This window comes from Sphingomonas qomolangmaensis, assembly GCF_024496245.1.
GTDB lineage: Bacteria > Pseudomonadota > Alphaproteobacteria > Sphingomonadales > Sphingomonadaceae > Sphingomonas > Sphingomonas qomolangmaensis.
Genome location: NZ_CP101740.1, coordinates 403237 through 428330 on the forward strand (window position 1 = coordinate 403237; position 25094 = coordinate 428330).

Below are 25094 nucleotides of genomic sequence, written 5' to 3' on the forward strand. Positions count from 1 at the left end.
CACCCCTAACCCCTCCCGCAAGCGGGAGGGGGATTGGTGCATGCTGCACTGCAGCCACGATTTGTCGCATCACCGCCCAACAGCCCGGTAGATTCGCCGCGCGTTTCGCTTATGGTCGGTCCATCGTGATCCACGCGCTCGCCAATCCTGTCCGCTTCCTCAAGATCGCGAAGCCGTTGACCCCGGTGCTGGTGTGGGGCGGACTCGCCTTGCTGTTGTTCGGCGCTTGGGCTGGGCTGACGCAGACACCCCCCGATTATCTGCAGGGCGAGACGGTGCGGATCTTGTACCTCCACGTTCCTGCCGCCTGGCTGGGGATGGGCGGATGGAGCGGTATCGCGATTTCGAGCATCGCCTATCTGGTGTGGCGGCATCCGCTGGCGGCGGTGTCGGCACGCGCCTGCGCGGTGCCTGGCGCGCTGTTCGCCGCGATCTGCCTAGCCACCGGATCGATCTGGGGTCGTCCGACCTGGGGGACGTGGTGGCAATGGGATGGGCGGCTCACGTCGATGCTGCTGCTGTTTTTCGTATACCTAGCCTATATAGCACTTTCGCGCGCCGATGCGGCGCGCGGCGGCGATGCGCGCATTCCCGCGTTGTTCGGGGTCGCGGGCACCGTCCTGCTGCCGATCATCCGCTATTCGGTGGTCTGGTGGAATACCTTGCACCAGGGACAGAGCCTCAGCTTGACCAAATCGACGATCGACAATGCCATCCTCTGGCCGCTGGCCTTCACGCTGTCGGGCTTCACCCTGCTGTTCGCAGGCATCGTGCTGATACGGATGCGCGCGATCCTGGCTTCCTCGAAGGTAGAGGCGCGGATGCGCCGGATGGCGGCGGCATGAACCAGTGGTTTTTCGTGATCGCGGCCTATGGCGTCGCGGTGCTGGGGACGGGGGCGATCCTGATCGAAAGCTTCCTGTCGATGCGCCGCGCCGAAAACGCCGCCGACAAGGTACGCAGGCGATGAAGGCGAAGCATCAGCGGTTGCTGCTGGCCGGGCTCGGTCTCGTCGCGGTTATGGGCGCGAGCGGCCTGGCGCTGTCGGCGCTGCAAGACGAAGCCGCGTTTTTCTATGCCCCCGCCGATGTCGCGGGCAAGCCACCGCCGGTGGGGCGCGCGGTGCGCCTGGGCGGGATGGTCGCGGCGGGGTCGATCAAGCCGCAGCCAGATGGCGTGTCGATCAACTTCGTGGTTACCGACGGTAAGGCGACGGTGCCGGTGCGCTTCAGCGGCATCGCGCCCGATCTGTTCAAGGAGGATTCGGGGGTAGTCGCCGAGGGCATGTTCCAGCCCGATGGCAGCTTCACCGCGACCAACCTGCTCGCCAAGCATGACGAGCGCTACATGCCGCCCGAAATGGCGGGCAAGATGGCTGCGGCCGAGACGCTAGAACCGTGATCGGAACGCCATGATCGCCGAAGCCGGACTTGCGGCGCTGTGGCTTGCCGCGGCGCTGGCGCTGTTGCAGCTGGTGCTGGCAGGGCTGGGATTGTGGATGGGGCGGGGCGCCCGCTCCACCAATAACGTTCGCCCTGAGCTTGTCGAAGGGCGGCCTTCCGCTTCGACCGGCGTATCGCTGGATGGTTCGGGCAGCCCTTCGACAAGCTCAGGGCAAACGGACGGGAGCGAGCGCGCGGCAACCGCCGCGCAGCTCATCGCCGGCGTTCGCCCGGTCGCGATCGTCCAGGGACTGCTTGCCGCGCTGTCGTTCGTGCTGCTGATCCTCCTGTTCATCCGATCGGACATGTCGGTCGTGCTGGTCGCGCAGAACAGCCATTCGGCCAAGCCGCTAATGTACAAGATCGCCGGCGCGTGGGGGAATCACGAAGGGTCGATGCTGCTGTGGGTCACCGTGCTGGCGATCGCCGGCGGCGCGATCGCGATCATCGAGCGGCGACTGAACGAGGCGACGCTGGTCGCGACGATGGCGGCGCAGGCGGCGATCGCGCTGGGCTTCTACGCTTTCCTGCTGATCGCATCGAACCCGTTCGCGCGGCTCAACCCCGCCGCCTCCGAGGGCGCGGGGCTCAACCCGCTGCTGCAGGACCCCGGTCTCGCCTTCCATCCGCCGACCTTGTATTTCGGCTATGTCGGGCTGTCGGTGGCGTTCAGCTTCGCGGTCGGCGCGCTGGTGATGCGCGATGTCGGGCCGGCATTCGCGCGCGCGATGCGCCCCTGGGTGCTCGGTGCCTGGATATTCCTCACGATCGGCATAACCGCAGGCAGCTATTGGGCCTATTACGAGCTCGGCTGGGGTGGCTGGTGGTTCTGGGATCCGGTCGAGAACGCCTCGCTGATGCCCTGGCTCGCGGCGACCGCGCTGCTCCATTCGGTGACGGTGCTGGCGACGCGCGACGGCCTTCGGTCGTGGACGATCATGCTCGCGGTGGTCGCGTTCAGCATGTCGATGATCGGCACCTTCCTGGTGCGCTCGGGAATCCTGACCAGCGTCCATGCCTTTGCGGTGGATCCGAGCCGCGGCAGCTTCATCCTGGCGCTGTTGATCCTGTATATCGGCGGCGCACTCGTGCTGTTCGGCTGGCGGATCGGCAGCGTGAAACAGGGTTCGACCTTCGAACTGGTCAGCCGCGAGGGCGGGCTGATCTTCAACAATTTGTTGCTGTCGGTGATCCTGGGAATCGTGCTGATCGGCACGCTGTATCCGATCGTCGCGCAGGCAATGGGGACGCAACTGTCGGTCGGTCCGCCGTTCTTCAACAAGACCACTGCACCGATTGCGCTGTTGCTGATGCTGGGGATGGCGGTGGGGCCGATGATCCGCTGGCGGCGCGACGAGGGCAAGGAACTGATCGGTCGGATGGCCGCGCCGATCGCGGTCGCGCTGGCGGGACTGGTCGCGGTGTTCGTGATCGCGCCCGATACCGCGATCCTGCCGTTGCTCGGGCTCGGCTTCGCGTTCGGGCTGGCGGTGGCGAGCGTTGCGCCGCTGTGGAAGCGCAATCTGCGCCGCACGCCGCTGTTCACTTATGGCATGGTCGTGGCGCATCTCGGCGTCGCGGTGAGCGTCGCAGGAATGGCGAGCGAGGCTGCGTTCACCCAGGAGAAACTGGTTGCGGTGCGGGTGGGGCAGGTGACGCAGGTCGGCCCCTATTCGGTGGTGCTCGAAGGCATCAAGCCCGCGGTCGGGCCGAACTGGTCGGCGCTCGAAGGACGGCTGCGCGTCCAGCGCGGCGACGCTGCGCCGTTCATCATGGGGCCGCAGAGCCGCTTCTTCTCGGCGCCGCCCACGGTGACGAGCGAAGCGGCGATCGAGACGGTGTTCGACGGCCAGCTCTATACCGTGCTCGGCCAGCCCGATGGCGAGGGGCGCTGGCAGCTTCGTCTATGGTGGAAGCCGTTCGTGACGCTGATCTGGCTCGGCGGGATGCTGATCGGTTTAGGCGGATTGTTGTCGTTGATCGGCCGCGTGGTGCGTGAGCGGCGGATTCCGAATCGGATGGCGGCAGCATGAAGAAGCTGCTGCTGTGGGTGCCCCTGCTGGTGTTCGCGGGGTTGGTCGCGCTCGCGATGCATGGGCTGTACCGGCCCAATGACCCGACGATCCGCTCGGCACTGGTGGGCAAGCCGTTGCCCGCGCTGACGCTCGAACCGATGCTGCCGAGCAAGCCCGGGCTGGCGCTGGGCGAGAACCCCGGCGGCGAGCCGCGCTTGGTGAACGTGTTCGCCAGCTGGTGCGTGCCGTGCATTGCCGAGGCGCCGCAGCTGATGCGGCTAAAGCAGGAGGGCGTCGCGATCGACGCGATCGCGATCCGCGATACCGGGCCGGCGATCGCGCGCTTCCTGGCCGAACATGGCGACCCCTATCGCCGGATCGGTGACGATCCGCGAAGCGCGGTGCAATTGGCGCTGGGATCGTCGGGGGTGCCCGAAACCTTCGTGATCGACGCGCAGGGGCGGATCGCGATGCAGCATATCGGCGCGATCACCGAGGGCGACGTGCCGCGGATATTGGCGGCGTTGGAGGCGGCGCGGTGAGGCAGTTCGCGATCCTGGCTTTGCTCGTTGCGGCTCCGCTCGCGGCACAGCAATCCGCCGTCCCGCAGGCCGAGCTCGCCTGGAAGCAGCTCCCCGACCCCGCCAAGGAGGCCGAGGCGCGCGAGTTGATGGAGGAATTGCGCTGCCTGGTCTGCCAGGGGCAATCGATCGCGGACAGCGATGCCGACATGGCGGGCGACATGCGCGCCTTGGTGCGCGAGAGGGTGGGGCAGGGCGAAAGCGCCGCCGACGTCCGTGCCTGGCTGATCGAGCGCTATGGCGATTATGTGAGCTATGACCCGCCTGTCAGCGGCGCGTCGGTGCCGCTGTGGATCGCGCCGATCGTGTTGCTGATCCTGGGCGCGGGGATCGCCGCGCGCAGCTTTCGGCGGCGTTCACGATGATGGGGCCGCGCTGATGGGCTGGCTGGCGTTGGTATTGCTCGGCCTTGGCGCGGGGGCGACCTTGTGGTGGCTCGGCGCGCCGCGGATGCTGGCGACGCTCATGGCGGCGGCGCTGGTATTGGGCGCGACCGGCTATGCGCTGCAGGGCAAGCCGATGCAGCCCGCCGCGCCGGTCGCGACCGGCGACCAGGGGCTGCGGGTCGATCCGGGGCTCATCGATTTTCGCGCGGCGATCCTGGGCGAGCGCCATCGCGCGGCGATGAGCCTGGCCGACGCGGCGATGGCGCGCGGCGACAAGGGCGAGGCGGTGCGGATCCTGATCGACGTGGTGCGCCGCGCGCCCGAGGATCCCGGCGCCTGGACCGCGCTCGGGACGATGCTGGCGGTGCATGACGGGCAGCAATTGTCGCCCGCGGCGCGCTTTGCCTTCTCACAGGCGGTGCGGCTTGATCCCAAGGCGCCGGGACCGCCCTTTTTCCTGGGCATCTCGCTGTTGAACGCGGGCGAGATCGATCCCGCGCGCACCGCCTGGGCGCAGGCGCTCGCGCTCACCCCCGCCGACGCGCCGTATCGCGGCGATATCGTCGAGCGGCTCGCGGTGGTCGACCGCTTTCGCGCGATGATGCAGGGCGCCCCCCGGCAACCGCCCGCGTCGCGCTGACGCGCGCGGGCGTCGTCGCTCACCGAACCACCAGCCGCGTGTACAGATGCCAGGTCGCGTAGCCGAGCCACGGCAACACCACCGCAAGCCCGACCCCGAACGGAATCGTCCCCAACGCGAGCAGCGCGGCGACGCGCAGCCCCCAGCCGATCGTCTCGCCCGGATTGCGCCGCGCGGCGGCGACCGAGGCCGCGACCGCGCTCGCCGCCGACACGGGCTTGTCGACCACCATCGGGAAGGCAACGAACGACAGGGTGATCGCGGCCACCGCGAACGCCAGGCCGACCAGATTGCCGATGACGATCATCGCCCAGCCCGAATCGGTGGTGAAGATGCGTCCGAGCTCGCTGGCGCGCATCGGCCCGTCGGTGCCGAAGGTGAGCGTGTAGATCGCATAGGCCGCGACCAGCCAGCCGATGAAGAGCCCCGCCAGCATCAGCGAGAGCATCGCGATCGGCGTCCGGCTGCGACCTTTGAGCGGATCGAGAAAATGCCACCAGTTCGAATCGACGCCTTCCTCGCGCCGCCGCGCCAGCTCGTAAAAGCCCGAGGCGACCGCCGGCCCTGCGATCGACAGCCCCGCAACCAGCGGAAAGAACAACGGCAGCAGCGAATCATTGAAGGTCACGAACACGGCAATCACACAGATCGCCGGATAGATCATGCCGAGGAACACCAGATCGCCGCGCTTTGCCTTGAAGTCTCGCCACCCCTCGGCCAGCGCCCAATCGATATCCGCCCGCCCGATTCGGCGGACTTGGGCAATTTCGGTGGCAGGAGACGCGGATTCGGACTGCATCGTGACGGCCATGGCGACTTCCTTTCGATTGCTTCGGCTAGTTCGACTTTCTTCTTGGGGTGATCGGTAGTCTGAACATTCTATGCCCCGGCGCACGGCTTGGCAAAAATCAGAACGGCAGGTTGCGGACGACGATCGCGCGATTGAGCGCCGAGGCGAAGCTGACCCAGCCGAGATAGGGCAGGATGAACAGCGCGGCGGTGCGCGAGATCGGCCACAGCCCGATCAGCAGCGCGAGCACCGAGCCCCAGAGAAACACGACCTCGACCAGCGCCCAGTCGGGACGCTTGGCCATGAAGAACAACGGGCTCCACGCCAGGAAGAACAACGCGTTCACCCCGAACAGGATCAGGATGTCGCGGCGTGCGGCCGCATCGGGGGCTGCGTTCCACGCCATCACCGCCGCGGTGGCGGCGCAGGCCAGGATCAGCGTCCATGCCGGGCCGAACGCCCAATTGGGCGGCTGCCAGGCCGGCTTGGCCAATTCGCGATACCAGCTGCCGATCGGCGTGGTGGCGCCGCCGGCGATGCCCAGCAGCAGTGCCCCGCCGCCGGCGATCCAGATCGGTGCCCAACTGCCCGTCATCATAATCGAGTGTCCATCTTGTGGAGTGTCCAACGCATGGTACACCTTCGCGATGCGTACACCCTTTCCTTTTTCGGCAATCGTCGGCCAGGACGAAATGAAACTGGCGCTGCTGATCGCGGCGGTTGACCCTCGCGTGGGCGGGGTGATGGTCTTCGGCGACCGCGGCACGGGCAAGTCGACCGCGGTTCGGGCGCTGGCGGCGCTGCTGCCGCCGATCCCCGCGGCGCGCGCGGGCTTCCAGACCGCCGACGCGCCGCCGCCCAAGGGCAAGGTGCCGGTGCCCTTTGTCGACCTGCCGCTGGGCGCGACCGAGGACCGCGTCGTCGGCGCGCTCGATCTCGAAGCGGCGCTAGGGCGCGGTGAGAAGCGCTTCGAGCCCGGGCTGCTGGCGCGTGCCAATGGCGGTTTTCTCTATATCGACGAGATCAACTTGCTCGAGGATCATATCGTCGACCTGCTGCTCGACGTCGCGGCATCGGGCGAGAATCTGGTGGAGCGCGAAGGCTTGAGCGTTCGCCACGCTGCGCGCTTCGTGCTGATCGGCAGCGGCAATCCCGAGGAGGGCGAATTGCGGCCGCAATTGCTCGATCGCTTCGGGCTGTCGGTCGAGGTGCGCACCCCCAAGGGCATCCCCGAACGCGTCGAAATCCTCAAGCGCTGCGACGCGTTCGAGCGCGATCCGGGCGGGTTCGCCGAACATTGGGGGGTGTCGGAGAAGAAGACGCTCAAGCGGATCGCCAAGGGCCGCGATCTGGTGGGCGCGATCGAAGTGCCCGAGCCGGTGCTGACGCGCGCTGCCTTGCTGTGCGGCACCGTCGGCGCTGATGGCTTGCGCGGCGAGCTGACGCTGATGCGCGCCGCGCGTGCGCTGGCGGCGCTCGAGGGGCACAGGACCGTCGAGGCGACGCATCTCGATCGCGTCGCGCCGATGGCGCTTCGGCACCGGCTGCGGCGCAACCCGCTCGACGACAGCGGATCGAACGCGCGGATCGAGCGCGCATTGGCCGAGCTCGCGGCATGACCGGGTCGGGCCAGAACGCGCCCGACCTGTTTGCCGATGCGATGCTCGCGGTGCGGCTGTTGCGTATCGATCCGGGGTTGGGTGGGATAGTGCTGCGCGGCGACGGCGCGGCGCAGGACGCGGTGGTCGCCGCGCTTTGTGAGGGTGCGGTGGTGCGGCGGGTGCCGCGCAATGTCGATCTCGATCGGCTGGTGGGCGGGCTCGATCTGGGCGCGACGCTGGCGGCGGGGCGGCCGATCGCGCAGCGCGGGCTGCTTGCCGAGGCGAATGGCGGGATGCTGGTGATGCCCGGTGCCGAGCGCGCCGACGATATGGTGGTGAGCCAGCTTTGCGCGGCGATCGATAGCGGGATGGTTGTGGTCGAGCGCGACGGCGTCGCGCTGCGCGACGCTGCGCGGTTCGCGGTGGTCGCGCTCGACGACGGGATCGAGGACGAGCGGATCGCCACCGGACTGGCCGAACGGCTGGCGTTTCGGTTCGACCTTTCTGGAATCGCGCCGCACGCGTTTCGTATCCCCGACGTCCCCCCGCACGGCGAGGTTGCGGTCGACGACGAGCAACTGCATGCGATCGCCGCCACCGCGGCCGCGCTGGGGGTCGAATCGGCGCGCGGCGCGCTGCTGACGTTGCGCGCCGCCAAGGCGATCGCGGCGCTGGGTGGGTGGGACGCGGTGTCCGATCTCGACATCGCCACCGCCGCGCGGCTGGTGCTGGGGCCTCGCGCGACGCGGATGCCGGCTCCCGAAAGCGAAGCGCCGCCCGACAGCGAACCGCCACCGCCGCCCGAAGACAATCCGGGCGACCAGGGCGATGGTGAAGTCCGCCGGCTCGACGACATGGTGCTCGAGGCGGCGCTGGCGAGCCTGCCGCGCGACGTGCTGGCCGCGATCGCGGCGGGGCAGGGGCGCGGGCCGATCAGCCGCGCGCGCGGCAAGGGGGCCAAGCGCAAATCGCCGACGCGCGGGCGGGCGATCGGGGTGCGCGCCGGGCTGCCGCGCGGCGGGCTGCGGCTGAGCCTGATCGATACGCTGCGCGCGGCGGCACCGTGGCAGCGGCTGCGTGGGCGCGACGATTCGCGGATTCGGGTGCGGCGCGACGACCTGCGTATCCGCCGGTTCGAGACGCGCGCCGAAGCGACGACGATCTTCGCGGTCGATGCCTCCGGCTCGTCGGCGGTGGCGCGGCTGGCCGAGGCGAAGGGTGCGGTCGAGCTGCTGCTTGCCGAGGCCTATGTGAAGCGCGCGCAGGTCGCCCTGGTGGCGTTTCGCGGCGAGGGGGCCGAGATATTGCTGCCGCCGACGCGCAGCCTTGCGCGGGCCAAGCGCGCGCTCGCCGAGCTACCCGGTGGTGGCGGCACACCGATCGCGGCGGGGCTGGCGGCAGCGCACGACCTCGCGATCGCAGCGGCGGCCAAGGGGCGGACGCCGTTCGTGGTGGTGCTGAGCGATGGGCGCGCCAATATCGCGCTCGACGGCGGCACCGACCGCGCGGCGGCGGCAGGCGATGCCGAAGCCGCGGCCAAGGCGATCGGCGAATCGGGGATCGCAGGTGCGTTCGTCGACATCTCGCCGCGTCCCCGCGCCGAGGGCGAGCGGCTGGCAGCGGCAATGGGTGCGCGCTACCTTGCCTTGCCGCGCGCCGATGCCGGGACGATGCACGCGGCGGTGCGCGCGGTGGCGCCCAAATGACGCTGCGTTTCGAGGTCGAGGGCCGCGACTGGCCCAACCGCGCGGCGAGCCGGTTCGTCGCGGTCGGGCGAATCCGCTGGCATGTCCAGGTGATGGGGCAGGGCCCGGCGCTGCTGCTGCTCCACGGCACCGGCGCGGCGACGCATAGCTGGCGCGATGTCGCGCCGCTGCTCGCGAACGACTTCACCGTGATCGCGCCCGATCTGCCGGGGCATGGCTTCACCAGCGGTCGCCCGATCGGCGGGCTGGCGATGCCCGCGATGGCGGGGGCGGTGGGCGACCTGCTCGACGCGATGGGCGAGCGGCCCGATATCGTCGTCGGCCATTCGGCGGGGGCGGCGATCGCGGTAAGGATGGCGCTCGATTCGCGGGTGGCACCGCAAGCGATCGTCGGGCTCAACCCTGCGTTGCTGCCGTTTCCAGGGCTTGCCGCCAAATTATTCCCGACGCTCGCCAAGCTGTTGTTCGTCAATCCGTTCGCGCCGCATATCTTCGCGCAGATCGCGCGCGGATCGGGTGAGGTCGGGCGCTTCCTGGCGCGCAGCACCGGATCGACGATCGATGCCGCCGGGGTCGAATATTATGCCCGGCTGTTCCGCGATCCGGGGCATATCGGCGGCGCGATCGCGATGATGGCCGAATGGGATCTCGACAGTTTCGCCGCGCGGTTGCCCGAGCTTGGCGTGCCGCTGCTGCTAATCCATGGCGATCGCGATGCGGCGATCCCGGCGAAGGCCGCGACCGATGCCGCGGCGCGGGTGCCGGGCGCTGCGGTCGAGATCGTGTCGGGGGTCGGGCATCTGGCGCACGAGGAACGACCCGCCGACATCGCCGCGCGGATCCTGGCGTTCGCGCGCCAAGCGGAGGGGGTGCGATGAATTCTGATATCTACGGGCTGATCGATGCCGCGATTGTCGCGATCCCGGTGCTTGGCTTCGCGATCTGGCAATGGGTGTCGGTCAGCCGCGAGATCGACCGCGACAAGGCTGCCAAGCGGACGCGCGACGAGTCAGAATAACGCGCGCGGCATGCGGTAGGGGAGCATCGTCTGCACCACTGTCGACGCGAATCGGTCGAGCGACAGGCTCTCGTGCACCGCGAACGCGTCCTCGCCAAACAGCCGCGTCTGCAGCCCCGATCGCGCATAGAAGGGCGCGTCGATCCAGGTCCTTCGCACCTTGGCCGCATGGCCGACATCGACTCGGGTGCGCCGATCGACCAGCCAGCCCGAGCGCGGCAGCCGTTGCACCGGTGGCGCCTCGACATCGCGCCAGCGTCCTTGCCGGTCGCAGAGCAGCGCCAGATCGAAGGGCCGACCGTCGCGGCGGATGCCCTCGTACAGCACCGCGACGTCGCGTCCGAGATGCGCGCGCGACCAGTGCCAGTCGCGAAAGCCCGCCTCGAGCGGCTCATCGCCGAAGTTCGAATCGAAATAGCCATTGCCGGTCCAGCTGATGCCGGGGCGGTCCATCTCGACCTCGATCCGCGCGCGCGGCGCGATCGGGTGCCAGCGATGGCGCGCGGCGGGGTCGAGCGCGAAGGCGGTGTTGGCGATGAGCTCGGGATAGAGCTTCACTCGCCCGCGCACGGGGTAGGGGATCGGTGCCGAAATCTCGTTGATCTCGATCGTCAGGCAATCGCCGTCCCAGGCGATGCCGCTGGGGCCGACCGCGAAATGGTCGCGGTCGCGCGTCACATGCTTCGCGCCGCGCTCGGTCATCGCCCAGGCATTCGCGCGGGGGCCGCAAAGCGCAACGTTGATCGCGCAGTGATTGTCGGGCCGATTGCGACCAAGGAGCTTGTAATAAGGGGAAAAGACGCTGCCGATGAAGGCGATGATCGTCAGCCCGTGCCCGCCGTCATCGCTGGTCGCGTCGATATACCACCAGGCATAGCCCTGCGGCGAAACCACGACGTCGAAGCGCGGTCCGCTGCCAGGCAATCGACGGCAAGGCTGGCGGACAAGGCGGCCATCGGCAGGCCCGCGCCCGGATGGCAGCTCCCGCCCGCGCAATAGAGCCCAGGGATCCGCGTCCGGCTGCCCTGGCGCAGGAAGGACGCCGCCCACCCGTGCGAGGCCCGTCCATAAAGGGCTCCACCCGTCGACGGGCACAGCGCCTCGAAGTCGGTCGGGGTCAGCAACCGGGTCTCCCCAGCTGCCGAATCGAGCGAAAGCCCGGCCTGCGACAGTCGCCGATGCATCGCCTGGGTGCATGTCTCGATCTCCTGCGGGGTAAGTGGGTTGGTGTCGCCGGTGGGCGGGGCGTTGACGATGATCTGGAAGCGTTCGGGGCCGGCGGGGGCGTTGCCCAGATCGTCGCGATCTTGCGCACAGACATAGACGCTGGGATCGACGGCGAGCCGGCTCGCGGCGAGCGATCCGAACTCGGCGGGATAGTCGGGCGAGAAGAGGACGTTGTGGCGTGCGAGCGGAAAGCCCGACGGCTTCGCCTTCGCCAGCCACACCATCGCGCCGAGCGAGCGATGCTTGGGCGGATAGGCGGCGACCGCGCGGCGCGCGGCCTGGCCGAAGCGTCCCGCGGCGATCGCGGCGGGGTCGGCGTTGCACAGCACCGAAGCGGCGGTAATATGCTCGCCCGATGCCAGCGTGACCCCCGACGCCCGGCCGCGTTCGATCGTGATGTCGGATACCGGGGCGGCGTAGCGGAAGCGCGCGCCATTGGCCTTGGCCAGCGCCTCGAGGGCGAGCGCGAGCCGGTGCATCCCACCCTCGATCAACCACACCCCGCGCGCCTCGACATGCGCGACCAGCATCAGCGTGGCGGGGCAGGCGATGGGTGACGATCCGCAATAGGTGGCATAGCGACCGAACAATTGGCGCAGCCGCGGATCGGCGAAATGCCCGCCGAGCGCGCTCCAGAGCGACTCATAGGGGCGCAGCGCAAAGGCGTCGGCGGGGCGGCGCATCGCCAGCCGCGCGGTAAGCGTCAGTGGGTCCGATCGCGTGCGGCGCATGAAGGCGGGGTCGAGCGCATTGAAGATCCGCGCCGACTCGGTACGGAAGGCGCGATAGCCGCGTGCCGCCTCTGCGCCAGCAAAGTCGCCGATCGCGGCTTCATTGCGCGCGGGATCGGCGAAGAGGTCGAGCCGATCGTCGCCCCAGGCGTGGCGCGCGAGCACCGTCGCAGGGCGCAAGGTCAGGTGATCCTCGATCGCGCTGCCACACGCCGCGAAGATGTCGGCGAAGACCTCGCGCAGCGTGAACACCGTGGGGCCTGCATCGATCGCGTCGCCCGCAACGTCGATCGCGCGCAGCTTGCCCCCGGGACCCGGCTGCGCCTCGATCACCGTCACCGCATGGCCCCGCGCGCCGAGCAGGGCGGCGGCGACGAGGCCGCCGATGCCGGCACCGATAATGACCATGTGATCGCGGGGCATGTCGTCCGCCTCTCCCTGGCTGTTGACGCCACCCTAACAGCTGTCCAGAACAATGGACATATGGATTGTCCGAAATGAAAGACGGGTGGCGCGAGGGCTTTATCGCCCGGCGCAATCGCGTGCTGGCTAGTCCCCGATTCCAGCGCTTTGCGGCGCGATCCTGGCTCACCCGGCGGGTGGCGCGCGGCAAGGCGAGCGCCTTGTTCGATCTGGTCGCGGGGTTCGTCTATTCGCAGACTCTGTCGGCGTTTCTCGAGGCGGGGATGCTCGATCGCATGGCGGCGGGGCCGGTGCCGCTCGACGCGCTGGCGGACCACGCCTCTTTGCCGGTGGAGGCCACCGCCCGCCTGCTCCGCGCCGCCGCGACGCTCGATCTGGTCGAACCGTTGGCGGGCGATCGGTGGGTGCTGGGCGGCGCGGGCGCGGCGCTGCTCGGCAATCGCGGGATCGTCGAGATGGTCGCGCATCATCGGCTGCTCTATGCCGACCTCGCCGATCCGCTGGCGCTGCTGCGCAAGGGCGGCGGCGGGACGCTCGGCGGCTATTGGCATTATGCCGGCGCGTCGGGCGAGGGCGATGCGGCCGAGGTCGCGGGCTATTCGGCGCTGATGGCGGCGTCGCAGCCGCTGGTCGCGGACCAGGTGATCGATTCCTACCGATTCGCGGCGCATCGCCGCATCCTGGATGTCGGCGGCGGCGAGGGGGCGTTCGCGCTCCAGCTCGCGCGGAGGGTACCGGAACCAGCGCTGGCGATGTTCGACCTGCCCGCGGTGGCAGCGCGCGCGGAGGCGCGCTTCGAGTCGGCCGGCATGGCCGATCGCATCGCGGCGCATGGCGGCGACTTCATCACCGGGCCGCTGCCGCAGGGGCATGACTGCATCACGCTCATCCGCATCCTGCACGACCATGACGACGCGCCAGCGCTGCGATTGCTGCGCAACATCCACGCAGCGCTGCCCCCCGGTGGAACGCTAGTGATCGGCGAGCCAATGGCCGATGCGCCGGGCGCCAAGCGGATGGGTGATGCCTATTTCGGTTGGTACCTGCTGGCGATGGGATCGGGGCGACCGCGGCCCGCGGCGGAGATCATTGCTATGGCGAAAACCGCGGGATTCTCAGGCGCGCGATCGGTTTCGACCGCGCTGCCGCTAACCACCGGCATGGTTGTCGCGCGGCGCTGACACGAAAAGCGTCAAGAAGAATTGACATTAATCAGTGTCCAGATAGAGTGACCCTTATGCAGTGAGGATCCCACCGGGGTCCCGGCGAAGCAAAGGGGAGCGCGCGATGAAGGCGCTGGCAGTGATATTGGAGGCGCCCGAAAGCCTCTCATTGCGCCCGGTTTCGCTGCTGCCGATGGGGCATGGCGACCTTACCGTCGAAATCGCTTGGAGCGGGGTCAGCACCGGTACCGAGAAATTGCTGTGGACGGGGCGGATGCCGCCTTTTCCAGGTCTCGGTTACCCGCTGGTGCCCGGCTACGAGTCGGTCGGCCGGGTGATCGATGCCGGGCGCGACGTGCGCGGCCGGATCGGCGAATGGGTCTTCGTCCCCGGCGCGACTTGCTATGCCGATGCGCGCGGCCTGTTCGGCGGTAGCGCGCGGCGGGTGATCCTTCCCTCGGCGCGCGCGATGCCCGTCGCCGAATCGCTCGGGCGCAACGGCACCTTGCTAGCGCTCGCCGCCACCGCGCATCACGTCGTCGTCGGCGGCAACGCCCCCGACCTTATCGTCGGCCACGGCGTGCTCGGTCGGCTGATCGCGCGCATCGCCATCGCGCTCGCCGCCGACGCCCCCACGGTGTGGGAGGTCAATCCCGATCGCCGCGACGCAGACGACTATCGGGTGATCGATCCCGCCGCCGACGAACGCCGCGACTATCGCGTGATTTGCGATGCCAGTGGCGCGGGCGAGTTGCTCGATTCGCTAATCGGGCGGCTGGGCCGCGGCGGTGAGATCGTCCTGGCAGGCTTCTACGACCGCCTTTCCTTCGCCTTCCCCAGCGCGTTCATGCGCGAGGCGAGCCTGCGGATATCGGCCGAGTTCAAGCCCGCCGACGTCACCGCGGTCACCGAATTGATCGAGGCGGGGCTGCTGTCGCTCGACGGGCTCATCAGCCATGTCGAGCCCGCCGCGCGCGCCGCCGAAGCCTATCCGATCGCTTTCACCGATCCCGCGTGCCGCAAGATGGTACTCGACTGGAGTGCGTTATGACCATGTTCGACGTCGGCGTGTTACGCGAAGAGGCAAGTCACGAGCCGGATCCGGTGCCCACCGGCCCGGTGACCAAAGAAACGCAGATCATCGCGATCTATGGCAAGGGCGGATCGGGCAAGTCGTTCGCGCTCGCCAACCTCAGCTACATGATGGCGCAGCAGGGCAAGCGCGTGCTGCTGATCGGCTGCGATCCCAAATCGGACACCACCAGCCTGTTGTTCGGCGGCAAGTCGACCCCAACGATCATCGAGACGTCGAGTGCGAAGAAGCTGGCGGGCGAGGAAATCGGCATCGAGGATGTCTGTTTCCAGCGCGACGGCGTGTTCGCGATGGAATTGGGCGGCCCCGAGGTCGGCCGCGGTTGCGGCGGGCGCGGGATCATCCATGGGTTCGAGACGCTCGAGAAGCTGGGCTTCCATGAATGGGGGTTCGATTACGTCCTGCTCGATTTCCTGGGCGACGTGGTGTGCGGCGGCTTCGGCCTGCCGATCGCGCGCGACATGTGCCAGAAGGTGATCGTCGTCGCGTCGAACGACCTCCAGTCGCTCTACGTCGCCAACAATGTCTGCAAGGCGGTCGAATATTTCCGCAAGATGGGCGGCAATGTCGGCGTCGCGGGCATGATCATCAACAAGGATGACGGCACCGGCGAGGCGCAGGCCTTCGCCGAGGCGATCGGCATCCCGACCCTGTGCTCGATCCCCGCGAACGAGGACATCCGCCGCAAATCGGCGAATTACCAGATCATCGGCACCCCCGAGAGCGAATGGGGTTCGCTGTTCGCCGATCTCGCCGCCAACGTCGCCAGCGCCCCGCCGGTCCAGCCGCGGCCGCTCGACCAGGACGGGTTGCTTGGGCTGTTCAAGCCCGAGGATACCGGCGGCAATTACACGCTGCGGCCCGCGACGCAGGCCGACATGCGCGGCAAACCGTTCGTGACCAAGCCGAGCCTTGAGGTCGTGTACGATGCGGTCTGAAGTGGCCCCTCCTTCGGCCACTCCCGTTGCGGGATGCGATGTCAGAAGCCGCGACCGGATCGTCGTTGCCGAGGGCGGCTGTGCTTCGGGCGACACGCTTCGCGCCGCCGCGATCGACGCGGGCAAGTCCGACATCCTCGATCGCTATGCCGCCGATTATCCCGTCGACCGCAGCGCAGGTCCGCACGACCAGCCGCAATCGATGTGCCCTGCATTCGGCTCGCTTCGGGTTGGCCTGCGAATGCGGCGCACCGCGACGATCCTGTCGGGATCGGCGTGCTGCGTTTACGGCCTGACCTTCACCAGCCATTTCTACGGCGCCAAGCGCAGCGTCGGCTATGTGCCCTTCAGCTCCGAAACGCTCGTCACTGGCAAGCTGTTCGAGGATATTCGCGACGCGGTGCACCAGCTCGCCGATCCTGCGCTGTACGACACCATCGTCGTTACCAATTTGTGCGTGCCCACCGCCAGCGGGGTGCCGCTGCAATTGCTGCCCGATGCCATCAACGGCGTCCGCGTGATCGGCATCGACGTGCCGGGGTTCGGGGTGCCGACGCATGCCGAGGCCAAGGATGTCCTCGCGGGGGCAATGCTCAATTATGCGCGCAAGGAGGCCGAGGCCGGCCCTGTCGCTGCGCCGCGCGACCGCGCCGCCAAGCCGACGATCACGCTGCTGGGCGAAATGTTTCCCGCCGACCCGCCGGGGATCGGCCAGTTGCTCGAGCCATTGGGGCTTGCCGCTGGGCCGGTGGTGCCGACCCGCGAATGGCGCGAGCTGTATTCGGCGCTCGATTGCGCCGCGGTCGCGGCGATCCATCCCTTCTACACCGCCAGCGTGCGCGAATTCGAAGCCGCCGGGCGGCAGGTAATCGGTTCGGCCCCGGTGGGCGCCGAAGGGACGGCGGCGTGGCTCGACGCGATCGGGCAGGCCTGCGGTATCGCTCAGGACAAGGTGGATAGCGCGAAGAACCGCTTCGTCCCCGCCATCCGCGCCGCGCTCGCCGCCCGACCCATTCAAGGCCGGATCACGGTTTCGGGTTATGAAGGCTCCGAATTGCTGGTCGCGCGGCTGCTGATCGAAAGCGGCGCCGACGTTCCCTATGTCGGCACCGCCTGTCCGCGCACGCGCTGGTCGGATCCCGATCGCGAATGGCTCGAGGCCAAGGGCGTCCGCATCCAGTTCCGCGCGAGCCTCGAGCAGGACATCGCCGCGGTCCACGAATTCGGCCCCGATCTGGCGATCGGGACGACTCCGGTGGTCCAGCACGCCAAGTCGCTGTCGATACCGTCGCTGTATTTCACGAACCTAATTTCGGCGCGGCCGCTGATGGGGCCGGCGGGGGCGGGAAGCCTGGCGCTGGTGGTCAACGCCGCGATCGCCAATCGCGACCGTTTCGAACGGATGACCGCGTTCTTCGAGGGCGTCGGCGCGGGGCCGAGTGCCGGGGTGTGGGAGACCACGCCGGTCGATCGACCGGACTTCAAGGCGAAGTTCGCAGCGCGCAGGATCGCGGCGGCGAAGGCCGCCGAGGCGGTGGGGGTATGACGCTCATCATCGATCATGATCGCGCGGGCGGCTATTGGGGCGCGGTCTACGCCTTCACCGCGATCAAGGGGCTGCAGGTCATCATCGACGGCCCGGTCGGCTGCGAGAATCTGCCGGTCACCTCGGTATTGCATTACACCGACGCGCTGCCGCCGCATGAATTGCCGATCACCGTCACCGGCCTGTCCGAACAGGAACTCGGCCGCGACGGCACCGAAGGCGCGATGCGGCGGGCGTGGAAAACGCTCGATCCCGATCTGCCCGCAGTGGTGGTGACCGGGTCGATCGCCGAGATGATCGGCGGCGGGGTGACGCCCGAGGGCACGAACATCGTTCGTTTCCTGCCGCGCACGATCGACGAGGATCAGTGGCAGGCCGCTGATCGCGCGCTGACGTGGCTGTGGACCCAGTTCGGGCCGAAAAAGGTACCGCCCGCACGCCGCAAGGAAGGCGCGCGTCCCAAGGTCAACATCATCGGGCCCATGTACGGCACCTTCAACATGCCCTCCGACCTCGCCGAAATCCGGCGGCTGGTCGAAGGTATCGGCGCCGATGTCGGCATGGCATTTCCACTCGGAAGCCATCTCGCCGATGTCCGCCGGCTGGCCGAGGCCGAGGTGAATGTCTGCATGTACCGCGAATTCGGGCGCGGGCTGTGCGAGACGCTCGAGCGCCCGTTTCTGCAGGCGCCGATCGGGCTCGAAAGCACCACCTTGTTCCTGCGCAAGCTGGGCGAGCTGCTCGGGCTCGACCCCGAACCGTTCATCGAGCGCGAGAAGCACACGACGATCAAACCGCTCTGGGACTTGTGGCGATCGGTGACGCAGGATTTCTTCGGCACCGCGAGCTTCGGCATCGTCGCGACCGACACGTACGCGCGAGGGATCCGCAATTTCCTGGAAGGTGACATGGGGCTTCCCTGCACCTTCGCGTATTCGCGCGGCGCCGGGGTGAAGCCCGACAATCACGCGATCAAGGAATCGATCCGCGACAACCCGCCGCTGATCCTGTTCGGCAGCTTCAACGAGCGGATGTACATGGCCGAGGCGGGCTCGCGCGCGATGTATGTTCCCGCCAGCTTCCCGGGCGCGGTGATCCGCCGCCACACCGGCACGCCGTTCATGGGCTATGCCGGGGCGACCTATCTCGTCCAGGAAGTGTGCAACGCGCTGTTCGACGCGCTCTTCCACATCCTGCCGCTTGCCGGTCAGCTCGACGAGGTCGAGCCGACCCCCGCGCGCGACCAGGGCGAGATCGGCTGGGACGACGCCGCCAAGGCCGGGCTCGACGCCGCGGTCGAGCGCGAGCCGGTACTGGTGCGGATTTCTGCCGCCAAGCGCATCCGCGACGCTGCCGAGCGCGCCGCCCGCCGCGCGGGCGAAACCCGTGTCACCGAACGCCGGTTGGCCGACGCGCTGACGCAAGGGCAGCGCCAATGACCGCCATCATCGATTTCCGCGCCTCCCCGATGGGGATCCACGCGGCAACGCAATCGCAGCCGGGCGTTCCCGACCGCGATACCGCCTGGGAGCTAGTTCCGGGCTCCCGTCCTTGTCGGGAAACATGGAGACGACAGACATGAGTGACATCAGAGACGAAAGGATGGGGCCAGGAACCTACCTGACCCCCGAAGAGGCAAAGGAGTTCCACAAACTCTTCATGGCCAGCTTCATCGGCTTCACCATCGTTGCGATCATCGCGCATTTCCTGGTGTGGAGCTGGCGGCCATGGCTGCCCGGTCCCGAGGGCTATGCCGCGCTGAACGACGGCGTCGCCGTGGCGCAAGCCACATTTTCCGCCCTCTTGGCATAAGGAGCAGCGACCATGTGGAGAACCTGGCTGATCTTCGATCCGCGGCGCACGCTCGTCGCGTTGTTCATCTTCCTGTTCGTGCTCGCAATCTTGATTCACTTCATCTTGCTCAGCACCGACCGGTTCAACTGGCTTGACGGCCCCAAGACGACACCGGCCTCGATGACGGCGCCGGCGGCAACGGCGCCCCCGGGCACCTGAAGCCGAAGAACCCGCGTGCCGATCGGCGCGCGGGGCGGGGCAGGCGAGGGCGCGACCAACGGGGCCGCGGCCTTGCCACCCACCGATTTACTGCAACCGCAACGACGCCGGGCAATTTGCCTGCGCGCGGGAGGGATGGCTCATGGCGCTGCTTAGTTTCGAGCGGAAATACCGCGTGCGCGGGGGGACGTTGCTGGGCGGCGACCTGTTCGACTTCTGGGTCGGGCCATTTTATGTCGGCTTCTTCGGGGTGACGACCGCGTTCTTCGCGGCGCTCGGCACCCTGCTGATCCTGTACGATGCATCGCTCGGGCCGACGTGGAACCCTTGGCTGATCTCGATCGAGCCGCCCGACCTCAGTTACGGGTTGGCGCTGGCGCCGCTACGCGAAGGCGGGTTCTGGCAGATCATCACGATCTGCGCGATCGGCGCGTTCGTGTCATGGGCGCTGCGCGAGGTCGAAATCTGCCGCAAGCTGGGCATCGGCTATCACATACCCGTCGCGTTCGGGGTGGCGATCTTCGCCTATATCAGCCTGGTGGTGATCCGCCCGATCTGGCTCGGCGCCTGGGGACATGGCTTCCCTTACGGCATCTTCAGCCATCTCGATTGGGTGTCGAACACCGGCTACCAGTATCTGCATTTCCATTATAACCCGGCGCACATGCTCGCGGTGAGCTTCTTCTTCACCACGACGCTGGCGCTGTCGCTGCACGGCGCACTGGTGCTGTCGGCGGTGAACCCGGCGCGCAATCGCGACGGGTCGTTGGGCGAGGTCAAGACGCCCGAATATGAGGACAGCTTCTTCCGCGATACGATCGGCTATTCGGTCGGTACGCTGGGGATTCACCGCGTCGGGCTGTTCCTGGCATTGTCGGCCGGCTTCTGGAGCGCGGTCTGCATCATCATCTCGGGGCCGCTATGGACACGCGGCTGGCCCGAATGGTGGACGTGGTGGCTCGACCTGCCGATCTGGAGCTGAGGGGAAACGTCATGGCACGCTATCAGAATCTCTTCACCCAGGTGCAGCTTCGCGCCGCCCCCGAAATGGGTCCGCCGATGCACGGCGCCACCTTCGATCGCACCGGCCGCGGGAGCTATTCCTACTGGCTGGGCAAGCTCGGCAACGCGCAGTTGGGGCCGATCTATCTCGGGCCGCTGGGCATGGCCTCGCTGATCTGCGGGTTCCTCGCGTTCGAGATCATCGGTCTCAACATGTGGGCGTCGGTCAATTGGGATCCGGTGCAGTTCGTGCGCCAGCTCTTCTGGCTCGCGCTCGAGCCGCCAGGGCCCGAATGGGGCTTCACCCCCTTCGTTCCGCTGGCCGAGGGCGGCTGGTGGATCATGGCGGGAATGTTCATGACCGCCAGCGTGCTGCTGTGGTGCGCGCGGACCTATCGCCGCGCCAAGGCGCTCGGCATGGGGACGCATGTCACTTGGGCGTTCCTGAGCGCGATCTGGCTGATGCTGGTGCTGGGCTTCATCCGCCCGCTGCTGATGGGCAGCTGGGCCGAGGCGGTGCCGTTCGGCATCTTCCCGCACCTTGATTGGACCGCGGCCTTCTCGATCCGCTACGGCAACCTCTTCTACAACCCGTTCCACTGCCTCTCGATCGTCTTCCTCTACGGGTCGACCCTGTTGTTCGCGATGCACGGCGCAACGATCCTCGCGGTCGGCCGCTATGGCGGCGAGCGCGAGATCGAGCAGATCACCGATCGCGGCACCGCTGCCGAGCGCGCCGGGCTGTTCTGGCGCTGGACGATGGGCTTCAACGCGACGATGGAATCGATCCATCGCTGGGCGTGGTGGTTCGCGGTGCTGACGACGCTGACCGGCGGGATCGGCATCCTGCTCACCGGCACCGTGGTCGACAATTGGTATCTCTGGGCCATCCAGCATGGCTATGCGCCTGCCTATCCCGGCACCGGCGTGGTCGATCCCTCGCTTCCGGGAGCACCGCAATGAGTATGCGTCATCGATCCACTGGCTTGCTGGTCGGCGTGACCGGCGCGGCGCTCGCGCTGTCGGGATGCGACCTGGGGCCCAAGCAGGTCGTCCAGACGGGGTTCCGAGGCACCGCCATGGCGCAGGTCACCGACCTGAACAACGTCAAGGAACAGGCGGCGATCCCCGACGATCCCTATGCGCTGCCGCCCGACACCGGGCCCAAGGCAAGCGAAGTGTATCAGAACGTCCAGGTGCTGGGCGACGTTTCGGCCGAGCGCTTCAACCATCTGATGGCGCAGATCACGCAGTGGATCGCACCGCCCGAACAGGGCTGCAATTACTGCCACAATCCGGCGAACATGGCGTCGGACGAGATCTACACCAAGCTCGTCGCGCGGCAGATGCTGCTGATGACGCAGGAGGTGAACTCGAAATGGTCGAGCCACGTCAAGCAGACCGGGGTCACCTGCTACACCTGCCATCGCGGCAACGCGGTTCCGCAATATGTGTGGGCGGTGCAGCAGGGCACGCCCAACCCCAATTCGGTGCTGGGCAACAAGCGCGGGCAGAATACCCCCAACCCCAATGTCGGCTATGCCTCGCTGCCCTATGATCCCTTCGCGCTATATTTGACCGGCAAGGCGAACTCGCGGGTCGCGGGCAAGACGATCTATCCGGCCTATGGCGAGGGGCAGGGCAAATCGGTGAAGGAAGCCGAGGCGAGCTATGGCTTCATGATGCATCTGTCGACCTCGCTCGGGGTCAATTGCACCTTCTGCCACAATACCCAGTCGCTGGGTGCGTGGAACCTGAGCCGGCCACAGCGCGCCACCGCCTATTATGGCATCCGCATGGTCGGCAACATCAACGATGCGCACATCACGCCGCTGGCGCCGATCTTCCCCGCCAACCGCAAGGGGCCGCAGGGCGATCCGTACAAGGTGAACTGCATGACCTGCCACCAGGGGCTGCAAAAGCCGCTCGGCGGGGTTAGCATGCTGGCGCGGTCGCCGGTCCTGCGCGGCCCGGTCGGTCAGGTCGCAGTCGCCGAGGATGTCGGCGGCGCTGCGGGGCGGGTCGCGACCGAGCAGGCGTTCGACGCGCCCGAGGCGGTGAATACCGGTCCGGCGGCGGCCCCTGCCGACCGGCCGAGCGCCCCGGTGGCGAAGTAGCGGAGCCCGAAGCGCTTCCAACCCTCTCCCGCTAGCGGGAGAGGGTTGGGTGAGGGCCTTGTTCCTCTTCTCCCGTGCGTGACCAGGTCAACAACCCTCACCGCTGCGACTAGGCAGCAAGCTGCCAAGTCTCGCTCTTCTCCCGCAAGCGGAAGAGAATGAACTCGCCGGAGGTCCAATGCATGACCTGAGCAACCGCAGCCATCCGCTGCGCGCCAGCCTTTCGGCCGAGATGCATGTCCGCCGGCTGCCGCGGTTCGCCAGCCCGTGTCGCTTGCTCCAGGTCGTGACGCTGCTTGGTGACGCCGCCGCGCGCGAAAGCCGCGCCTATATCGAGGATATCGCCACCGCGCATGGCCAGACGATCGCGACCGCCTCGCGCTATGCGGTGCTACCGATCGGGCCGTTCACCTTGGTGTGGGAAGGACATACCGAATTCGCGAGCTTCACGCTGATCCTGGCAGGCGCGTTCGCCGATCCGTTTGACACCGGGGTGTTCGATGGCGAAGCCGCATCGATCCTGATCGGCCTGCCTGGCCAGGTCATCCGGGCGACGCAGATCGCGGTGCTGCGCCATCCCGCAGGCATGCCGCCGCGCGAGACGCTGGCGACTTGGTTCGATCCATCGGCGATCGTCGTCTGCGACGTCGCCGAGGGCAACGCTCGGATCGCATCGGATTTCATGCTCCACCCCGACGGCTTCGGCCGGCTGCTGATCGACGATATCTCGCTCGAGGGCGACGAGGCAGCGCAGCTGGTCGTGCGGCTGCAGGAGCTCGGCAATTACCGCAACATGGCGCTGCTCGGGCTGCCGATGGCGCAGCAGCTGACCCCCGAAGTCACCGCGATCGAGGCGCGGCTGTCGGCGCTGACGCACGAGGTGTCCGAGCGCAGCACCAATGACGACGCCTTGCTCGACGAACTCACCTCGGTCGCCGCCGAGCTCGCACGGCTGGTCGCCACCACGCGCTACCGCATGAGTGCGACGCGCGCCTATGCCGAGCTCAGCATGGAGCGGCTGCGCAGCCTGGGGATCGGCGCGGTGCGCGGCTTCCAGACGCTGGCCGACTTTACCGAACGCCGGCTGGTGCCCGCGGTGCGGACGTGTGCGAGCTTTTCGAACCGGCTCGAGGACCTGTCGCAGCGCACCGCCTGGACCAGCTCGCTGCTACGCACCCGGATCGACATTGCGCTCGCCAAGCAGAATCGCGACCTGCTCGAATCGATGGACCGCCGCACCCAATTGCAACTGCGGCTGCAACAGGCGGTCGAGGGGCTGTCGGTGGTCGCGATCAGCTATTATCTCGTTTCGCTGATCGGCTATCTCGCCTATCCCGCGGGCGCCGAGGCCAAGCCCTATATCGTCGCCGGCGCGGTGCCGGTGGTGATGCTGGCGGTGTGGTGGATGGCGCGGCGGCTGCGCAAGGGCTTCGCCGAATAGCGGCTCATCGCCGGTTCAGCCGTTGCTCGCGATAGGAGGTACATGGAAATCGATCGCCGTTCGTTGCTGCGCACCGCGCTGCTCACGCCCATCGCGCTCGCCGCGGGCTGTGCGGGGTCGATCGGCGCCTTGTCGGTCGAAGACGGCGTGTACCGGCTGCTGAGCCTGTCGAGCCAGCGCGCCTTTGCCCGGCTGACGATCCCCGGCGGCTTCTACGACGACCAACTCACCCGGATCGTGCCCCCCGCTAGCGGCGGTGACGGCGTGCTGAGCGCAGTGCTGCGCACCAACGCGGTACGCCGCCAAGTCGCGATGGCGATGAACGAGATCGCGGTCGAAGCCGCCGATCGCGCCGCGCCGATCGTCATCGATACGATCCGCCGGATGTCGTTCGCCGATGCGCTGGCGATCGCGCGCGGCGGCCCGACCGCGGCGACCGACCTGCTCGAAGCGCAGGTGGGCGATCGGCTGATCGAGGCGATGTTCCCCGAATTCTCGCTGGGGCTATCGGGCGATGTCGTCGAAATCCTTGGCGCGATCGCGGGGGCGGGCGGCGGCCCTAATTATGCTGGCCTGGCACGCAGCGCCTCGGCGCTCGCCAACCGCAGCATCTTCCGCGCGATCGGCCGCGAGGAGGCGGGGATCCGCGCCAACCCGCAGGCGACGCGCGATCCGGCGATCCTGGCGTTGCTCACCGCGGGTAGCCGCTAGGGGCGACTGTGCCGCCCAGGCTATAAAATTGCGCTAGGTCGCTTGAGTTTCGGATGCTGCTGTTTTGAATGTCCATAATGGACATGGTTGAGCCGTAACTCGAACTAAGCCGATGATATGCTCGACTAGTCGCGGACCGCGACGACCCTGCACATCATCTGGAGATCATGATGACCGAGGTTCCCTTGCACCCTAGTGTTATGGCCGACGATGAAACATCGTTGGAGGCGACCCGAGAATTCTTCGTCAAATGCGGGCTGATGAAGGAAGGCGATCGTTTCGTGGTCGACGAAGCCGCAACGAGCTTAACCGAATCCGATGTAGAGCCCGATGTCGGCATCACCGATTGTGAATCGACCTGCACGGCGGCCTATGAAATCGCGAAGCTTGCCTGCGCGATTTCAGGAAGCAGCAGCTGCAAAAGGCGCGCCAAAGCTGCTTACCAAGTTTGCCTTCTGGCCTGCGGATAACGAATTGCGAGGGCAACGGGGTCGTGTTGCCCTCCAGCCG

General features: G+C 67.7%; 28 protein-coding genes. 24 read left to right on the forward strand and 4 right to left on the reverse strand.

Annotated features, from left to right (window positions below):
- The first annotated feature begins 125 nt into the window (after positions 1-125).
- From ccmC to NMP03_RS02065, 7 genes are read left to right on the forward strand one after another with little or no spacing between them, the layout of a single operon-like run.
- Positions 126-845, forward strand: coding sequence for a heme ABC transporter permease CcmC (gene ccmC / locus NMP03_RS02035; RefSeq protein WP_256506881.1), 720 nt, complete (start codon positions 126-128; stop codon positions 843-845).
- Positions 842-970 carry a hypothetical protein gene (locus tag NMP03_RS02040; RefSeq protein ID WP_256506882.1) on the forward strand — a complete coding sequence of 43 codons (129 nt, stop codon included), beginning with the start codon at positions 842-844 and terminating at the stop codon, positions 968-970. Before ccmC ends, NMP03_RS02040 begins: the two co-directional genes overlap by 4 nt.
- Positions 967-1401: a cytochrome c maturation protein CcmE gene (gene ccmE / locus NMP03_RS02045; protein ID WP_256506883.1), complete on the forward strand. Its 435-nt coding sequence runs from the start codon at positions 967-969 to the stop codon at positions 1399-1401. Before NMP03_RS02040 ends, ccmE begins: the two co-directional genes overlap by 4 nt.
- 10 nt (positions 1402-1411) lie before the next feature.
- Positions 1412-3475 carry a heme lyase CcmF/NrfE family subunit gene (locus tag NMP03_RS02050; protein ID WP_256506884.1) on the forward strand — a complete coding sequence of 688 codons (2064 nt, stop codon included), beginning with the start codon at positions 1412-1414 and terminating at the stop codon, positions 3473-3475.
- Positions 3472-3999, forward strand: coding sequence for a redoxin family protein (locus tag NMP03_RS02055; protein ID WP_256506885.1), 528 nt, complete (start codon positions 3472-3474; stop codon positions 3997-3999). The genes NMP03_RS02050 and NMP03_RS02055 overlap by 4 nt, the downstream gene beginning before the upstream one ends.
- The gene (locus tag NMP03_RS02060) at positions 3996-4403 is read left to right on the forward strand and encodes a cytochrome c-type biogenesis protein (protein ID WP_256506886.1); all 408 of its coding nucleotides are present in this window, start codon (positions 3996-3998) and stop codon (positions 4401-4403) included. Before NMP03_RS02055 ends, NMP03_RS02060 begins: the two co-directional genes overlap by 4 nt.
- A gap of 13 nt (positions 4404-4416) precedes the next feature.
- Entirely contained in the window at positions 4417-5064 is a 648-nt protein-coding gene (locus NMP03_RS02065; RefSeq protein ID WP_256506887.1) for a tetratricopeptide repeat protein, read from the forward strand.
- A 19-nt stretch (positions 5065-5083) separates the two neighbouring features.
- On the opposite strand, the gene NMP03_RS02070 is transcribed toward NMP03_RS02065, so the two are convergent.
- Together NMP03_RS02070 and NMP03_RS02075 are read right to left on the reverse strand one after the other, a co-directional pair.
- A complete protein-coding gene (locus NMP03_RS02070; protein WP_256506888.1) occupies positions 5084-5875 on the reverse strand; it encodes a DUF2189 domain-containing protein in 792 nt (263 codons plus the stop codon).
- A 97-nt stretch (positions 5876-5972) separates the two neighbouring features.
- A complete protein-coding gene (locus NMP03_RS02075) occupies positions 5973-6452 on the reverse strand; it encodes a TspO/MBR family protein (RefSeq protein ID WP_319937615.1) in 480 nt (159 codons plus the stop codon).
- A gap of 49 nt (positions 6453-6501) precedes the next feature.
- On the opposite strand from NMP03_RS02075, the gene NMP03_RS02080 reads away from it, so the two are divergent.
- From NMP03_RS02080 to NMP03_RS02095, 4 genes are read left to right on the forward strand one after another with little or no spacing between them, the layout of a single operon-like run.
- On the forward strand, positions 6502-7473 hold the full coding sequence (locus NMP03_RS02080) for an ATP-binding protein (protein ID WP_256506889.1): 972 nt from the start codon (positions 6502-6504) through the stop codon (positions 7471-7473).
- Entirely contained in the window at positions 7470-9161 is a 1692-nt protein-coding gene (locus tag NMP03_RS02085; protein WP_256506890.1) for a magnesium chelatase subunit D, read from the forward strand. Before NMP03_RS02080 ends, NMP03_RS02085 begins: the two co-directional genes overlap by 4 nt.
- A complete protein-coding gene (gene bchO, locus NMP03_RS02090; RefSeq protein ID WP_256506891.1) occupies positions 9158-10039 on the forward strand; it encodes an alpha/beta fold hydrolase BchO in 882 nt (293 codons plus the stop codon). Before NMP03_RS02085 ends, bchO begins: the two co-directional genes overlap by 4 nt.
- Complete coding sequence (locus NMP03_RS02095) at positions 10036-10179, forward strand: hypothetical protein (RefSeq protein WP_256506892.1); 144 nt, start codon at positions 10036-10038, stop codon at positions 10177-10179. The genes bchO and NMP03_RS02095 overlap by 4 nt, the downstream gene beginning before the upstream one ends.
- Here NMP03_RS02095 and NMP03_RS02100 read toward each other — a convergent pair.
- Entirely contained in the window at positions 10171-11073 is a 903-nt protein-coding gene (locus NMP03_RS02100) for a hydratase (RefSeq protein ID WP_256506893.1), read from the reverse strand. The genes NMP03_RS02095 and NMP03_RS02100 overlap by 9 nt on opposite strands.
- Positions 11004-12560: a 1-hydroxycarotenoid 3,4-desaturase CrtD gene (crtD, locus tag NMP03_RS02105; RefSeq protein ID WP_256506894.1), complete on the reverse strand. Its 1557-nt coding sequence runs from the start codon at positions 12558-12560 to the stop codon at positions 11004-11006. The genes NMP03_RS02100 and crtD overlap by 70 nt, the downstream gene beginning before the upstream one ends.
- A 74-nt stretch (positions 12561-12634) precedes the next feature.
- Between crtD and NMP03_RS02110 the strand changes: the two genes are divergently transcribed.
- From NMP03_RS02110 to NMP03_RS02170, 13 genes are all read left to right on the forward strand, one after another.
- On the forward strand, positions 12635-13741 hold the full coding sequence (locus tag NMP03_RS02110; protein ID WP_256506895.1) for a methyltransferase: 1107 nt from the start codon (positions 12635-12637) through the stop codon (positions 13739-13741).
- 106 nt (positions 13742-13847) lie between these two features.
- Positions 13848-14774 (forward strand): chlorophyll synthesis pathway protein BchC, encoded by a 927-nt coding sequence (gene bchC / locus NMP03_RS02115; protein ID WP_256506896.1) that lies wholly within the window; start codon positions 13848-13850, stop codon positions 14772-14774.
- A complete protein-coding gene (locus NMP03_RS02120; RefSeq protein WP_256506897.1) occupies positions 14771-15754 on the forward strand; it encodes a chlorophyllide a reductase iron protein subunit X in 984 nt (327 codons plus the stop codon). The genes bchC and NMP03_RS02120 overlap by 4 nt, the downstream gene beginning before the upstream one ends.
- Before the next feature lie 202 nt (positions 15755-15956).
- Positions 15957-17300, forward strand: coding sequence for a chlorophyllide a reductase subunit Y (gene bchY, locus NMP03_RS02125; RefSeq protein ID WP_406698406.1), 1344 nt, complete (start codon positions 15957-15959; stop codon positions 17298-17300).
- On the forward strand, positions 17297-18739 hold the full coding sequence (bchZ, locus tag NMP03_RS02130; protein WP_256506899.1) for a chlorophyllide a reductase subunit Z: 1443 nt from the start codon (positions 17297-17299) through the stop codon (positions 18737-18739). The genes bchY and bchZ overlap by 4 nt, the downstream gene beginning before the upstream one ends.
- A 139-nt stretch (positions 18740-18878) precedes the next feature.
- Entirely contained in the window at positions 18879-19112 is a 234-nt protein-coding gene (pufB, locus tag NMP03_RS02135; protein WP_256506900.1) for a light-harvesting antenna LH1, beta subunit, read from the forward strand.
- A 12-nt stretch (positions 19113-19124) separates the two neighbouring features.
- Positions 19125-19313 carry a light-harvesting antenna LH1, alpha subunit gene (pufA, locus tag NMP03_RS02140; protein WP_256506901.1) on the forward strand — a complete coding sequence of 63 codons (189 nt, stop codon included), beginning with the start codon at positions 19125-19127 and terminating at the stop codon, positions 19311-19313.
- 142 nt (positions 19314-19455) lie between these two features.
- Entirely contained in the window at positions 19456-20295 is an 840-nt protein-coding gene (pufL, locus tag NMP03_RS02145) for a photosynthetic reaction center subunit L (RefSeq protein WP_256506902.1), read from the forward strand.
- Between the two features lie 11 nt (positions 20296-20306).
- Complete coding sequence (pufM, locus tag NMP03_RS02150; protein ID WP_256506903.1) at positions 20307-21278, forward strand: photosynthetic reaction center subunit M; 972 nt, start codon at positions 20307-20309, stop codon at positions 21276-21278.
- Positions 21275-22432 carry a photosynthetic reaction center cytochrome PufC gene (gene pufC, locus NMP03_RS02155; protein WP_256506904.1) on the forward strand — a complete coding sequence of 386 codons (1158 nt, stop codon included), beginning with the start codon at positions 21275-21277 and terminating at the stop codon, positions 22430-22432. Before pufM ends, pufC begins: the two co-directional genes overlap by 4 nt.
- A gap of 178 nt (positions 22433-22610) precedes the next feature.
- Positions 22611-23873 (forward strand): DUF3422 domain-containing protein, encoded by a 1263-nt coding sequence (locus NMP03_RS02160; protein WP_256506905.1) that lies wholly within the window; start codon positions 22611-22613, stop codon positions 23871-23873.
- Positions 23874-23915: 42 nt separating this feature from the next.
- Entirely contained in the window at positions 23916-24584 is a 669-nt protein-coding gene (locus NMP03_RS02165; protein WP_256506906.1) for a DUF4197 family protein, read from the forward strand.
- 167 nt (positions 24585-24751) lie between these two features.
- Positions 24752-25054 (forward strand): hypothetical protein, encoded by a 303-nt coding sequence (locus tag NMP03_RS02170; RefSeq protein ID WP_256506907.1) that lies wholly within the window; start codon positions 24752-24754, stop codon positions 25052-25054.
- The last annotated feature ends 40 nt before the right edge of the window (positions 25055-25094 follow it).

Coding starts and splice junctions, on each gene's coding strand:
- NMP03_RS02040 (WP_256506882.1), top strand. CDS start 842: ATGAACCAGTGGTTTTTCGTGATCGCGGCCTATGGCGTCGCGGTGCTG.
- ccmE (WP_256506883.1), top strand. CDS start 967: ATGAAGGCGAAGCATCAGCGGTTGCTGCTGGCCGGGCTCGGTCTCGTC.
- NMP03_RS02050 (WP_256506884.1), top strand. CDS start 1,412: ATGATCGCCGAAGCCGGACTTGCGGCGCTGTGGCTTGCCGCGGCGCTG.
- NMP03_RS02055 (WP_256506885.1), top strand. CDS start 3,472: ATGAAGAAGCTGCTGCTGTGGGTGCCCCTGCTGGTGTTCGCGGGGTTG.
- NMP03_RS02065 (WP_256506887.1), top strand. CDS start 4,417: ATGGGCTGGCTGGCGTTGGTATTGCTCGGCCTTGGCGCGGGGGCGACC.
- NMP03_RS02070 (WP_256506888.1), bottom strand. CDS start 5,875: ATGGCCGTCACGATGCAGTCCGAATCCGCGTCTCCTGCCACCGAAATT.
- NMP03_RS02075 (WP_319937615.1), bottom strand. CDS start 6,452: ATGATGACGGGCAGTTGGGCACCGATCTGGATCGCCGGCGGCGGGGCA.
- NMP03_RS02080 (WP_256506889.1), top strand. CDS start 6,502: ATGCGTACACCCTTTCCTTTTTCGGCAATCGTCGGCCAGGACGAAATG.
- NMP03_RS02085 (WP_256506890.1), top strand. CDS start 7,470: ATGACCGGGTCGGGCCAGAACGCGCCCGACCTGTTTGCCGATGCGATG.
- bchO (WP_256506891.1), top strand. CDS start 9,158: ATGACGCTGCGTTTCGAGGTCGAGGGCCGCGACTGGCCCAACCGCGCG.
- NMP03_RS02095 (WP_256506892.1), top strand. CDS start 10,036: ATGAATTCTGATATCTACGGGCTGATCGATGCCGCGATTGTCGCGATC.
- crtD (WP_256506894.1), bottom strand. CDS start 12,560: ATGCCCCGCGATCACATGGTCATTATCGGTGCCGGCATCGGCGGCCTC.
- NMP03_RS02110 (WP_256506895.1), top strand. CDS start 12,635: ATGAAAGACGGGTGGCGCGAGGGCTTTATCGCCCGGCGCAATCGCGTG.
- bchC (WP_256506896.1), top strand. CDS start 13,848: ATGAAGGCGCTGGCAGTGATATTGGAGGCGCCCGAAAGCCTCTCATTG.
- NMP03_RS02120 (WP_256506897.1), top strand. CDS start 14,771: ATGACCATGTTCGACGTCGGCGTGTTACGCGAAGAGGCAAGTCACGAG.
- bchY (WP_406698406.1), top strand. CDS start 15,957: ATGTGCCCTGCATTCGGCTCGCTTCGGGTTGGCCTGCGAATGCGGCGC.
- bchZ (WP_256506899.1), top strand. CDS start 17,297: ATGACGCTCATCATCGATCATGATCGCGCGGGCGGCTATTGGGGCGCG.
- pufB (WP_256506900.1), top strand. CDS start 18,879: ATGAGTGACATCAGAGACGAAAGGATGGGGCCAGGAACCTACCTGACC.
- pufA (WP_256506901.1), top strand. CDS start 19,125: ATGTGGAGAACCTGGCTGATCTTCGATCCGCGGCGCACGCTCGTCGCG.
- pufL (WP_256506902.1), top strand. CDS start 19,456: ATGGCGCTGCTTAGTTTCGAGCGGAAATACCGCGTGCGCGGGGGGACG.
- pufM (WP_256506903.1), top strand. CDS start 20,307: ATGGCACGCTATCAGAATCTCTTCACCCAGGTGCAGCTTCGCGCCGCC.
- pufC (WP_256506904.1), top strand. CDS start 21,275: ATGAGTATGCGTCATCGATCCACTGGCTTGCTGGTCGGCGTGACCGGC.
- NMP03_RS02160 (WP_256506905.1), top strand. CDS start 22,611: ATGCATGACCTGAGCAACCGCAGCCATCCGCTGCGCGCCAGCCTTTCG.
- NMP03_RS02165 (WP_256506906.1), top strand. CDS start 23,916: ATGGAAATCGATCGCCGTTCGTTGCTGCGCACCGCGCTGCTCACGCCC.
- NMP03_RS02170 (WP_256506907.1), top strand. CDS start 24,752: ATGATGACCGAGGTTCCCTTGCACCCTAGTGTTATGGCCGACGATGAA.